The 13,852-nt window shown below is 40.2% G+C and carries 9 protein-coding genes; 1 reads left to right on the top strand and 8 read right to left on the bottom strand.

The features are described 5' to 3' along the window. Positions 1–7: 7 nt before the first annotated feature. Positions 8–2,320, bottom strand: coding sequence for a TonB-dependent receptor (locus ACYQ3L_RS24600; RefSeq protein ID WP_379993620.1), 2,313 nt, complete (start codon positions 2,318–2,320; stop codon positions 8–10). A gap of 43 nt (positions 2,321–2,363) precedes the next feature. Beyond that, positions 2,364–4,664 carry a glycoside hydrolase family 3 protein gene (locus ACYQ3L_RS24595; RefSeq protein WP_379993621.1) on the bottom strand — a complete coding sequence of 767 codons (2,301 nt, stop codon included), beginning with the start codon at positions 4,662–4,664 and terminating at the stop codon, positions 2,364–2,366. Positions 4,665–4,864: 200 nt separating this feature from the next. Here ACYQ3L_RS24595 and ACYQ3L_RS24590 point away from each other — a divergent pair, with 200 nt between their 5' ends. Continuing rightward, complete coding sequence (locus tag ACYQ3L_RS24590) at positions 4,865–5,611, top strand: NUDIX hydrolase (protein ID WP_379993622.1); 747 nt, start codon at positions 4,865–4,867, stop codon at positions 5,609–5,611. Between the two features lie 10 nt (positions 5,612–5,621). Here ACYQ3L_RS24590 and ACYQ3L_RS24585 read toward each other — a convergent pair whose 3' ends face one another. The 6 genes from ACYQ3L_RS24585 to ACYQ3L_RS24560 all read right to left on the bottom strand — a co-directional run bounded on the left by ACYQ3L_RS24585 (position 5,622) and on the right by ACYQ3L_RS24560 (position 13,830). Further along, entirely contained in the window at positions 5,622–8,000 is a 2,379-nt protein-coding gene (locus ACYQ3L_RS24585; protein WP_379993623.1) for a cytochrome c biogenesis protein CcsA, read from the bottom strand. A 9-nt stretch (positions 8,001–8,009) separates the two neighbouring features. Next, positions 8,010–9,155, bottom strand: a complete 1,146-nt coding sequence (locus ACYQ3L_RS24580; RefSeq protein WP_379993624.1) for a Rid family hydrolase — start codon at positions 9,153–9,155, stop codon at positions 8,010–8,012. A gap of 12 nt (positions 9,156–9,167) precedes the next feature. Further along, on the bottom strand, positions 9,168–9,893 hold the full coding sequence (locus ACYQ3L_RS24575) for a hypothetical protein (protein ID WP_379993625.1): 726 nt from the start codon (positions 9,891–9,893) through the stop codon (positions 9,168–9,170). A gap of 11 nt (positions 9,894–9,904) precedes the next feature. Further along, positions 9,905–11,125 carry a porin gene (locus tag ACYQ3L_RS24570; protein WP_006799955.1) on the bottom strand — a complete coding sequence of 407 codons (1,221 nt, stop codon included), beginning with the start codon at positions 11,123–11,125 and terminating at the stop codon, positions 9,905–9,907. Between the two features lie 25 nt (positions 11,126–11,150). Next, positions 11,151–12,539: a di-heme oxidoredictase family protein gene (locus ACYQ3L_RS24565; RefSeq protein WP_379993686.1), complete on the bottom strand. Its 1,389-nt coding sequence runs from the start codon at positions 12,537–12,539 to the stop codon at positions 11,151–11,153. Between the two features lie 130 nt (positions 12,540–12,669). Then, the gene (locus ACYQ3L_RS24560; protein ID WP_379993626.1) at positions 12,670–13,830 is read right to left on the bottom strand and encodes an imelysin family protein; all 1,161 of its coding nucleotides are present in this window, start codon (positions 13,828–13,830) and stop codon (positions 12,670–12,672) included. Between the last annotated feature and the right edge of the window lie 22 nt (positions 13,831–13,852).

The raw sequence follows: 13,852 nt of genomic DNA, 5'->3' as shown, positions 1-13,852 counted from the left end.
AGGATGATCAGAATTTAATCTTTGTCTTAAACTCGATAGTAAACGGACGAATATATGTGCCCACCAGGGGTTTATCATAAAGAGCTGTCGCCTGTTCCGCAGTTGTTGTATTTGTTCCTGAAATAGAGCCTTGAGCACCACTTTGGTTCAACAAGTTTACAGCACTAATGGAAAAGTCCACGTTTTTGTCATATTTGAAGTTCAATCCTGCAAATGTTTCCCAACGCTCGGCAAATACTAATGTATTAGGATAGTTTGCATATTCTTTACTAAAATACCGGGCACTTGCCCATAACCTGAATTTACCCCAAGAGTAACTGGGATCGATTTCGATCAGAGTTTTCGATACGCTGCGTGCTACATTCCCATTGTTACTGAACTTTTCCCCGAACACTTCAAATTCATAATTTTCATATTTAGGATTCTGAAGCGTTAATAAAGCATGCAGCTGGAATCCTTTGAAAGGCTTGAACAAAATGTCGGTAGTCCATCCGATAGTATTTACATCGTAACTGATCGTTTGTTTTTCAGTTATGGTTTCACCGGCTATGACTTTGTTGAATGTAGAGTTATTTTTAAAGTTTGTACGCTTGATCTTTGTCATTTTAGATACTATATTAATCATTGGATGATTAAAATAGACACCTGCCGAGAAACCAGGGATTTCACATTTTTCGATACCCGGATCGTCCGCTCCGGCATACATACTGAGTTTTCCCGCCTGCTGAATATACATAACATCCGCAAGGAAACCTAAGTTCACCGGTTTTTCCGGTGTGCCTAAATTCGGGAGCGCCTTCCATGTAGCACTAGCCGTACCTGTGATATTGAACCAATCTTTCTTTACATCTGTCGTTTTTCCTGATACCCAGTTTGTTCCCCCGGCCTTCCGGTCTTCGGCCGAATACCAGTCTCCATCTATTCTTTGCCATTCCAGTCGTGTGCCCATATCGATGGTAAGCCGGTCATTAACAGTCCATTTCTCTGTACCCACAACCGCCATTTTATTATCTGTCCCATTGTAATATTGCATAGCAACATTATGATTCCTGTTGCCATGCTGATCTGTTTTAGATACCCAGTTTGTTCCATCGAATTGTTCATAAACCAATGCTCTTGGATTTGGAGCAGCTTCAAACTGATAACTATATGTGGCCATATTCACTTTGTCTGCATTATAATACCAGTTGTGAAACCCTACCATCCAATGATGCTTTTCCGATTTCTTGCTTAATTCGAGACGAGCCATTACCGTATTCTTCACAGTACTTGGGGCAGCGATCATCATACCGTTTTGTACAAGACCAGTATAAGGTTGATCCGGATGATCTGCATAAAAATATCTTTTATCCCCTTCTTTAGGTGTCGCACTTGGTTGCTCTGCATTACTGATATTGGACAGGTATGGGTTGTACATACCGGAGTTTGCATAATGATAACGTAATGTATAGTCCAGTACCATATTGTTATCAAATTTATGATCCCCCATCAGGTCTATAACATGAGAAGTACTAGCCAGATCTTTCATAGCATCCCATGCTTTTGCTTCTCCTGTTATTGGATCTATCACATTCAATATACCAGATTGTTCTAAGTATGAATCCCGACCTATCCTGAATCCGGAAATTTTATCCACTGTTCCATCCTTACGATATATGTACGGACTATTTTTAGTATTTATAGCTTCACTATATGCAAATTTATATTGCAACCCTATTTGTCCTCTGCCATATTTCTTGTTAATGACCCCTTTATATATCTGAGTTTTATCCATGAATGTAGATATATTGGAGCGAAAAGTTCCAGGGTCCATATTTATAAATGCTGTGAGAGAATAATAAAAGCCATTCTTCATTGGCCCGCTGATACCAACATCACCTCTTAACAATCCGAATGAGTTAGTTGTAAAACCGGCAGAACCTTTAAATTTTTCAGTACCTCTATTTGTCCAGGTACTGACAGATACGCCGACATCACTCGCAAACAAAGCTGTTTCGGAAACATTTAGCACGCCGAATTTTGCAATTCCGGCATCTTGTCGCCACAGGGCGGTAGGCATCTGCCCCATATAGTCATATGTCACAGGTAATCCATTTTCTAAAATAACAGTTCCACCGACACTGGCAGGCAATCCAATATTTACAGCGCGTGGTCCGTTATCCGCCGAAGCATTCAGCATCACATTGGCTGTCCCTCCCGCTTTAGGATCTGCTACTTTTATAGTATCCGCCGGTGTCTTAGTTTGCGATATAGCAGCAGAGACTCCCATTGTAGAAACCAGAGCTAGTAGTAAAGCTCGAGAATAAGTTCTTTTCTTCATTGTTTAAAGTATTAAATAGGGTTAAAAAGGTTTTCTTCTGAATTTAAGGTTTAGCGTACTTACTTGTGCGATTATCTTTTATCATACCTTTCCAGTTCATACCAAAAGCAAAGTCATATACATTACCCTCAGTATCTTTGTGACATTCCATATCATACGGAACGTCCTCATATTGTTTTTCTACAGTTGACATATTAGCCGGCATCTGTACAGGAAGTAGTCCTGACGGTTCATATTTTCCGGAAACAATATCCAGTATTGATTGAGCGGAGCTCCCGAAATTTACAATTATACCATCCATATATTTTTCAAATTCATTAAATATCATCGGATTAGACACATCTACGATTGCAATCACAGGTTTGTCTACCATCATCTCCCTAGTCTTGAGCAAAACATCCAAATCATTAGAGTTACTCGTTCTTGTTGATTTTCCATTATAAGAACGATTCTTAATATCAGGATCTATAACAGGATCACCTGCTGCAATACTATGTTCTCTGGCTTCTGTTGCTGTATATGGATCGTATTGAAGCGAAATTGGAATATAACCATTCCCTCTGGCTTTGCGATCGGTCAAAGAATACCCCCCATGCTCGCTCTTTGGATTACTCACAAAGACCATGGCAAAATCCGCTTCTGCCGGATTTGCAGTTACATTGTAATATTTCTTCACAATATTTAGGTTTACAGGATAATCTAGTTTTGATTCAGTCCATATTCCCCACCAGTTCTTAGCAGAAGGGGTATATACTTTTGGTATGAACACTGTTTTACGATCTATAATAGGAAGGACATTATTTTTATTTTTTAATAAAACCGATGATTTCAATTGAGCTTCGTATCCTGCTTCCATAAATTCAGGATTACCAACAATTTCTGAGCTTTCCTGTGGATTCAGATATGGATTTTCAAACAGTCCGAGACGAAATATATTTTTAAGCAAACGAACAGCTGATTGTTCAAATCGTTTTCTCATATACGACTTACCAAATTCTTTCTCTCCCATTTTATAGGCTTCAAGAACCGGGCCCTTTTCGTTATTCCCTCCGAATTGATCTACTCCGGCTTTGATTGCTAAATAATGCCTTTCCGCAATAGATTTATCTTCTACGCCCCATGGTTTACCGGCAAATACATCGGGAGTTTCCCCTTCATTAGCTGTAATCAACCAATCGGTACAAACAACTCCATCATACCCATACTTCTCACGCAGCAAGTCTGTCACTATATATTTATTAAAACCGTTTGCATAATTAGAACCATCTTTAGACTGATTATACGATATTGTATAATAAGGCATTACTGCAGAGGCCGTCCGGGTCTTCCCATCGAGATTGAACGCCCCTTCTGTGAAGGGTTTCAAATGCTCTTCAAAATTATTACCCGGGTACACAGCAAACTTACCAAAAGCCCAGTGTCCATCGCGTCCACCTTCCTCAGGACCTCCACCCGGCCAGTGTTTGACCATTGCGTTTACACTTTTATACCCCCATCCATCAGCTATTTCATCTTTACCGGCAGAATCCTGAAAACCATCTACATAAGCCCGGGCCAGATCCGTAACCAGTTTTGCACCCTCTCCAAAGGTCATCCCCATACGAAACCAGCGGGGTTCTGTAGCTAAATCTATCTGTGGTGATAAAGCCGTACCAATGCCCAGCGCCCGATATTCGGCAGAAGCTATTTCTCCAAACCGCCTTACTAAATCCGGATCAAATGTAGCTGCTAAACCCAATTCCCGGGGCCACATAGATATTGTACCGCCACCGGCATTGAATTCTGCATCACTTGTTGTTGCATGACGCGGGTCAGAACTGGTATTCCCTGGTATTCCAAAATCTATACCTTCCAGAAACGCCTGCATTTCATTATTCCATTTCGCCGCGATTTCCGGACTTTGTATAGTCATTACTAATACATGCCGAAGATTGTCTTCTTTCAGAAATTGCTTCTGAGCATCTGTCAGATCCCATGGATTAGCCCCACTTTTAGAAAAAGGTTTACCATCATATGTACTTGAACCAAAACCGAAATCCTGTGCAGGGATGGTTTGATGTATGCTATAAAGCATAAGGCCTGCAATTTGCTCTATAGTCATCTTTTGAGCTAAATCTCCAGCTCTTTGATCTACAGGCAGGCGCCAGTCTTCATATTTATCAAGTTTACCATTCTTATTCAGGTCTTTAAACTTAAGTCCACCGACTGTAATTATCTTCACTCCGGAGTTTGGAGAATAAGCCAGTGTAGCTCCATTGCTATTTTCTACAGTAATAAACTTTTCTTGAGATTGGCTATATAAGGTAATCAGTATAGCTCCAATTAATAATAGTGTGTTTCTCATGATTTCTTATTTTATCGCTAAAAGTGCGTTATTATGACGCAAATATATTTTTAATATTTGGATTTTGAATCAAAAAGTGCGTCAAAATAACGCATAAATGTTTTACAACATATTTTATGTGTCCCATTGACGCACTTTGAATATATTTTAATTATTACCTTTGTACTTATAAGATCGAGCAATATAAGTTCCAACAGAAGATGAGTACAAACAAATTATGGCCATATAATGCGGAGAATATCCATCCGGGATTTTCTGTCGATTGTGTCATTATCAGTTTTCACAAAGGAAAGCTAAAGGTATTGTTGAATAAATTCAACCTTGAAGATTACTGGTCTCTGCCCGGAGGATTTATGCTCAATAGTGAAGCCGCAGATGAAGCTGCATACAGGATACTAAAAACGCGGACCGGATTAACCAATATATTTTTAAAACAATTTTATCTTTTCAGTGATCCCAAAAGGACGATAATGAAGCAAAATATAGATTTTGTAGAAAGGAATGAAACGACAAAAGGTGAAGGGCAATGGCTTTTAAGAAGATTTATCTCTCTGGGTTTTTATGCTCTTGTTAAATATGATGAGGTAAAGTTAACCTCCGTAGAGGGTGAATTATCCAAGTGGTATGATATCAATATCCTTCCCAATCTGTATTCAGACCATAATAATATAATAAAAACAGCTCTTGATACAATCCGTACAATGTTACCTGTAATACCAATAGGATATGAATTGCTTCCGGAAAAATTTACCATGACCGAATTACGTAAGATATATGAAAATATCCTTGGTAAAACACTCGACCGACGCAATTTTCAAAGAAAAATTCTCGCTGAAGGCTATGTATTTCAATTAGAAGAAAGAAAAAAATCTCAGGTGTACAACGCACCCATATTATACTCGTTCAATTTGCAAAACAGAGATGAGAACTTTCTGGGGAAGTTTTAATATAATCCGGCTATATTTCAAATTCAGCATCTCCCATCTTTTTATACTTTTTATAAGAAACGTATAACAATCCCATTACTAACAGGCTTATCAGTATAATGAGAATAATGGTAGAATCGAATTGCATCTCCCCCGCATAACTGTGCATTCCCCCAAGAAAGTAGTTCACACCAAAATAAGTCATCAACACAGTAGAAAATGATAGTAGGCCAAAGGCATGAAAGAAAAACAGATTCGTAAATATTTTCAGATTTTTCTGGTGAATAATCAGACTATACACAAGAAATGTTATCAGCGCCCATACCTCTTTCGGGTCCCATCCCCAATAACGTCCCCACGATATATTTGCCCATACAGCGCCTATAAAAATACCGGCGCCCAAAAATAAAAGACTGGGATAAAGACAGATCAGACTGTAGATTTTATTCTGTTCCAACTTCTTCAGAGTATCCGCAGCATCTTTATTCCGACATAGAGCTATCTGTATCAATGAAATAAGACTGTTAAGCATAATAAAAGCCAATAGTGTATAGGCAAGCATAATCACTGATACGTGAATGCTTAGCAGTGGGGAGGAAAGGACGGGTACCAATGGCGTTATCCGGGGATTCATCATACCCAAATGAGCGACCAAAAGAGAACAGCCCGAGATTAAGTAGCCGAATGATACTATTAAAGGCATTTTGCGTCCTGCTAAAACGGCGATCAACATGGCTGACCATGCAATAAGAAGCATCGTTTCAAATCCGTTACTGAACGGCAATCTTCCTCCGATATACGTTCTGATCCCAATAGAAAAGGTATGCACAATAAAAGATAGAATAAGAATACCGAAGAATATCTTATCTGCATGCTTAACCCTCTTATCCGCCAGAAAAAAGACACATAAGAGTGACAATAATCCCAGAGTAAGATTTATTTTAAACAAGATCGAGGTAAAATTTACATTGGTATAAAAGATCTCTATATCACGATGCAGGTCTGATGGAAGCACTTCCTTTGCATTCGCTTTCTGATAATCACTTATCGTTTCAAGAGCAAGCTTCGCATTCTCTTCGCTATTGACCGAAATTGCCTGATAATAAAACAAAAGAGAATTCCTTATCAGTTTTATATTTTTCTGTTCATCTTTAGTTCTGAGATTTTGCGTAGGGTAAAACCACTTTACATCATTATCAATCTTTTGCGGATATATCTGTAAAAGGCTCCCGTTATGAAGCATATTGATTAATTGTATCTTCTCATCCAGCTTTTCCACCTCTTTCAACAAAGACGTTTTTGGCGAATTACTGCTCAGATCTTTCCAATACTTACTTAGCTTATAGTTACCTTCCGTATCATAGAAATCTATCAATGCAGCTTTTTCGGTCTCGGCATTTAATTCTTCTTTCAGCATACCATCCTTTACCTCGAACAAGGCTACCTGTTGCCATTTGTCAGGAAAAAAGAGAAATCCCATCAGGAATTGATTTGCATCGAGATAACTGAATGATGTCTTCCCTGTAATTTTCAAAGTGAAATCATGGGCAAAGGTTGCTACAGGGCTTATTCTTCCATCGTACAGCATCCATAATTTACAGAATTCCTTTACTTGCTTTTTGTTTACTGACAAGCTATCCTTAGTAAGAATCTGAGAAAAACAGGAAACCGGAATAATAAATAATATGATTATCAATGCTTTTTTCAGGAGGGGATGATTCAGCAACTTCCGGAAAGCATTCTGAGGCGAGAATAAATACCAGATCATCGCTAAAACGAATAAGGCATAACCGGCATAGGTCAGAGGAATTCCCCAACTATCATGGTTGACACTCAATATACTTGTTCGCCAATCGTCTTCGAAAGACGACTGATAGAAGCGGTAGCCATCGTAACTGAATATATTATTCATAGACACCTCTGCTATCGTGGTTTTGCCCGACAGTTTATCCTTTATGGAGAAATGCGAAATATAGTCGGCCGGAGCATTCGTCCCCGCATAGTATGAAACATAGAAAGTATCCAGCCGCATCCGGAAAGGTAGCTCAACGGTATCCGCGTCAGCCTGCATTTTGCTGCAATCCGTATCTTTATTGAGAATAACATAGCCATGTTCGGCAAACAGTTTTGTACAAAAAGCCCCGGCTAGTATCAGTATAAAAGAAATATGGACAAATAGCAATGACAAATTCCTGTACATCTGCCCTTTTACAATTCCTGTAAGGCTGAGTATAACTAATAATCCCCACAAAGCGGAGAACCACCATGAGCCGTATATATGAGAATAGGTATATTCCGAACCATGACTCTTTTCTACAAAGGTTGCCAAAGCCATAATAACGGAAAGGACAAAAACACCCCAAAAAGGAAGCTTCTGTAATGAGAATAATGCCAACAATCTATTTTTCATCTGTCAAGATCAGAATTTCTCAAACTGATTCGCTTCTATTTCTTTGATTGCAATACATTCTATTTCTATCAGCCATCCCGGACGGCAGACAGGAGCCCATACGATTACTTTAGGCAATTCTTTATAATATTTATCAAGATAATCAGAAACTATCTGATAGTCTGCCGTATCGCGCAGATATACAATCATTTTCGAAATATCATTCATTACCGCATCCGCCTCAGCGAGCAGAACTTCTATATTCTCTATTGTCCGCTCTATCTGTTTTTCAATATTGGTAAGATGTACAATTTCGCCTTTATTATCTATACTGGCCGTGCCTGATATGAAAATATGCCTGCGATCGCCATAATCCACCGTAGTTCCCCGCTCGAAAGTCACCCCGTATTCGTGGGTAGGATTCAGGTGAGTAGAGGCATGGAGATATTTGATTTGTTCCTGAGAAATACCTTTAACAGCATAAGCGTCCATCAATACCAATGTCTGAGCATTTGTATACCGCCCTTCTATACCTGTACTTGCAATATAATGAGTCTCTTTATTCAGACCTTCTCTGTTGAAGCAAGCAATACGGGCCTTTACCATCTCTGAGTAATGAACATCTACTCCCTGCACATATATCCAGGTGCGGATACAATTATCCTTCAACGTGCAACCATGCAGATACAATGATTCCAGATATGTATTGAAAATACATTCCGTCTCGGCATACTCATCCTTCAATGACTTCTGCAATTGGGTATTATAAATATGCTTAAAATGAGGGCGCGACAAAACTGTTGTACCATAACCATCTGTATGTATTCTACTATCAGCGACAAAATATGCCCACATGGATACTTTTGTTCCATTCAGAGGAGGCTGTTGTACAACAGAAACGGCAGCGTTCTCATTCTTCTGTTTCAAAAATTGGGATTGATTGACAGCATCACTTACAAAGTACCGTTTCAATACCAATGTGGAACCAAGTAATATATCCGACTGTTGCAAACGTTCCAGCGCGGCTTCTATATCTCTGTACTGAATTTCAGCATTGTTATATTTATTATTTAGCTCAATAATGGCATGATATTCTGCCACCCCGCCTTCGGGTAAGAAGCAACTTAAATTTATATTGACGGACAAGTCGTCCCATCCTATATTTCTATATTTCATTTCTGTTTATGATTATTCACTTTTAGCCCCGCCTTTTATCCACTGCCCGACCAGAACAATATCATCATCTTTAAGAGAAGAGAGACTCGAGTGTTGATTCTCTAAGGCTTCGCCTTTCAATATATCCATCAGATAACTATTCTGGATATTTCCCGGGCTTATCCGCATTTTATCAGGATTATGCAATGCCGTTATATCTACCAAATCTGCATGACTCCTGCCTTCGGTTAAATGCAGGCCCGCAGCGGCAAATCCGCTTCCCCCGTGACACTGGAGGCATTGAGAAAACACCTGTTTCTGCACCCGCCCAAACATTGCCAAATCGATATTTTGAAGTGGAATTTCAAAATCTTCCTGCGGCATATTAACTATCGGATAGGTATAAAAAGGATAAATCTTATAGTTACTATGTTCTTGTACGAGGTATAATGCCAGATATGTTGTATTCTCCGGAATATTAGCCAACGAGACCGTAACCACTCCATTATCTGAGGGTTTAGATATTACTTTCGATGATATTGGATACGCCAGATCATCGTTGAAAGATCCGAACACTATCTTATAGCTTTCAGGAAAAGCCTCGATGTGTGTAAATTGGAAACTGACAGAAACATCTACATCCGTTCCGCCCGAAGTCTTATCTTTAGGATATATATCCCCACTATCGCAACCTGAAGTAATGACAGACAATAAGACGACAAACAATATCCAAAATTTTATCAAATTATTCTTTCCCATGATTTTATTTATCAGAAAGAAAATTGGAACATTACCTGTGCAAAATGTTGAGCAAGACCTAAGTCATCATTATCCCTCTCCAGTTGGTTTTCGTGACCCCATTTTCCCAGATACTGATACATAGCCTGTAATTTCAGGTTATAACCGACAATATAATAATTGAACCCTACTGCCGGAGCATTCAGGATTCCATCGGTTCTGGATGAATTACGGTCAAAAAAGTCATATCGCGCCGCCAATTGCATTTTCGGATTGACAAAATACCCTCCCTGAATATAGCCGCCGACAAAATCGTAAGAATGAGAAACCTGCTGCCTTTCTACAAAATCCATATTTAAATAATAGGCTTCTGCCGAAATATACCAGCGGTTATATAAATAGGAAAATTCCAGACCTGCACGGAAATCATTACTTGCCTGCCAGTTGGCTTCCACATTGTAAGAAGAAGAAAGCGCGACTAAAAATTTATTATTATTCAAATCATCGGGGCTTCCCTGATGGGTAGGCATCACACCCTTAGGCATATAGGCAATACGCCCCGAGTATAACAGTGACGGGATGTGCAGATCGTCGCTGATAGTCTTCTTCGCGCTATTCACAGTTATGCCTGTTCCATTAAAAATCCCTACCCTGTATTCCCATTTATTCTTAATCAAGCCATGTACCTGTACGCCAAGATCGAACCCGGTCGCAAAATTAGGATTGACTGAATTTATAGAATATGGAATATTAACCGGAGCTGTGAGCGAAACAGGTAACGATGGGAAAAGCGTTTCTCCCAATGTCACAAGATAGGCCTGATTAAAAGGAGTTTTAAATTTCCCCACACGGAAGCGCAATTCATCTTTCAAATTGAGGTCTGCCCATGCTTGCTGAAGCAAGGCATCTCCCGACTGAGCCGCATTCAACGTAAGATTGAACGTTACTTTTCCGAAAGCCTTTCCGGCAAAACCGATCAATGCGTTTCCTATCTCAAAGCCGCTATTGGCTACATTATCCTGATCGTCGGCACCTATCTGCTCATCATCGTAGTAATTCATCTTGGCCGATGCCTGTACAAGAGCAAAGGGTTTAAAAACAAAGTCCCCGGCCTTACTTTCGAAGCTGAATCCTTTCTTTCCGGCAAGAGGGATAACATCGCTTTCGATATATTTATCATTATTATCACTCTCCTGTGCTAATAAATTTACGGATAGAAGTAATCCTGCGAATAATAAAAATCTGAATTTCATATCAATGTATTCTTTTCTATTTAGTTTAAAGTGAATTGAGGAATATCTGCAAAGCGTCCCTGTCTTCTTTCGACATGCGACTGAACAACTCCCGCGACACACTACCCTCGCCTCCGTGCCACATGATAGCCTCAAGAAGGTTCCGGGCACGCCCGTCGTGCAGAAAGTGCGTATGTCCGTTTACAGTTTCCTGCAAACCAATGCCCCACAACGGAGTTGTACGCCACTCATAGGTATAAGCCGCTCCCGATTTATAACCGCTGTCCAGCTCACGTCCCATATCATGCAAGAGAAAATCGCTGTATGGATGTATCGTCTGGTTGCACAGCCATGGAAGGCGTGTCCCGTTAAGCAAAACAGGGGCATCCTGCCGGGTGTGTAAAGTAGGGGTATGACACAGATGACATTTGGCTTTATAGAAGTTCTCTTCGCCTTTTTTCACCAGTTCATGCGTAATATTCCGCCGTGCGGGGACACCCAATGTGCTCAGATACAGATCGACATTCTCCATATCATGTGTTGATATCTGGATACCGTAATGTGAGTAACCAACGTTCTGAGACTGTCCTTCGCTCACTTCGAGCGGGTAGCGGTCGTTTGTAACTCCCAGGTCGGACGAGAAACCTAATTCTACGGTCAGGTCTGCATGATGTGCTTTATTCCCGCCCACTCCTATCATAGTTTTGTTACGTTCCTGTATGACGGCAAGCCGTCCCGAAATTCCGTATTCGGGATAGTTGCTTTGTGCAGCCAACCTTCTCAATTCATCTGGATCGAGCGCCATTATCTGCCCCATGCCAACATGCCGGAGAGGGATACGTACATCAATAATCAGATCTTCCGGTTTTATTTCATCGGCATACCATTCCGATATAGAATAATGAGGAGTGATGAGAGAGTACTTCTCCCCATCAGGAAAAGAATACTCTTTCTCTTCATAAGTTACCTTAAGCTTACCCTCCGGCTCAACCCCTACAATAGATTGATCATGTAAGACTCGTCCATATTGACGAAAAAAGGCTCCATTCTTTCGTGTAATATAAGCAAGCATAGAAGAGAAGCCATATTTACCGGAACCTCCTTCCGAAAAAAGAGTGGGATAAGTCCGCCCTGCATTCTTATGGCAACTTCCGCACGAATAACCTGCGTAGAGAGGGCCAAGCCCTCCTTTGTTCGGATCGGACTGGTCTGTTGTCCGGGGATCATCATAAAGTTGATCTCCCAGATTGAATCGGGTCAGCATATCACCCTTCACCCACGGCGCAGGAGTATCATATGCCCTGATCCCGGACATAAATACGGTAGATGTTCCGGCCGATAATTCGTCCGGATGCGCAACTTTTCCATTGGGCTTGTAAATGATATCATCGTCGTTGTCGCTACAAGCTGTAAATGCCGTGATGCAAAGACACATCACGACACCAACTTTTAAGAATTTATATCTTAACATAAATAGTTTTTCATAAATCTGTCAGAATCTAAGTAATATTGTTATTCCCTGATTCTCCTATTTGTTGATTACTTAGTATAGAGAAAAGAGATTATTAATCTTTCAGCTGTTTAATTTTCTCGAAACTCAATTGTAAATCGGTACAAGCATCAATTGCCGCATCCACTTTAGCTCCGGTCAGATTGTTGCGGAAAGGACGTTGCATCCCTTCATTTATCGCTTTATATGCTTTGTCTATTGCGGCAGTAATCTCTGTATCTAAAGCTGCATTCTTAGACTCTACAAAAACAGACATGCTGTGTTGGCTTCTGTTGGATGTTGTTTTATTCAATCCCCCGAAATACGAGTTGCGAATACTGATAATATTGTTTGCATAGTCATCGATTGAGTTCCAGCTATACCATGACTCCACTTCTAGAACCGCTTCGTCGGTTCTTCCATCCAGAGCCAAATCTCTCGGAGCTCCTATTTTCTGGGCAGCAACTTCATCTGCGATTCCGGCACATCCTTCAATTATATTATCAATGGCATCATCCATTGTGGCAAGGTCGACACCACTGCTTGTTATTGCATTCTTGAAATTATAAGCAAAATTGTATTGGGTAGGATCTTCGTCAAACGTATTAATTACAGCCTGATCCTTTGCACTGATGTTTTGAGTTCCATTCCATGCAGCCCACAACATGATGCAGTCATTTCTAAGATATTCGGTTGCTACTACTAAATATTGGATTTCTGCATCGGAAAGAGGCGTAGAGGAAAGCACTTTAGGATTTCCTTCCGAGAATATGAGGTATTCGATTGTATGAAAGCCATGAACACCCGGGTCCATAATCTTATCGATAGTAATATTTCCGGAATTGATTATTTTATCTATATCTCCTTTCTTCAGAGGCCATGAATCCAAAGAAGGGTCAAGACCCAGCCTGTCTGCCGGTCCGTATAAACAACTTTCACTTTGCTCCCAAGGGATACGTGTGGCACGCCAGGCTGCACAAACAGCATTCAGGTTTGTTTGTGTTCTTCCGTTACTGGCGTTAAATGTTTGCACCGCATCATAGAGGGCCCAGGCCTTATTTTTCATATCTGCATACGTAGGAAGTATAACATCATCTGTATATACTTTCAGCACCTGGGTAAAATCATATCCATACCCGTCATCTGTAAATTCACCTCCGGGACTGTCTTCACCGCATGAAGAAAAGAAATATAAAGCAGAGAATAACAGTAAAAAATAAACGCTTAATTTTTTCATTATTTTGGTTATTATGTAAAAT

This window comes from Dysgonomonas termitidis (genome assembly GCF_054657735.1).
Note: the sequence above shows the minus strand (reverse complement) of the source record. Positions and strands in the feature narration are given on the sequence as shown.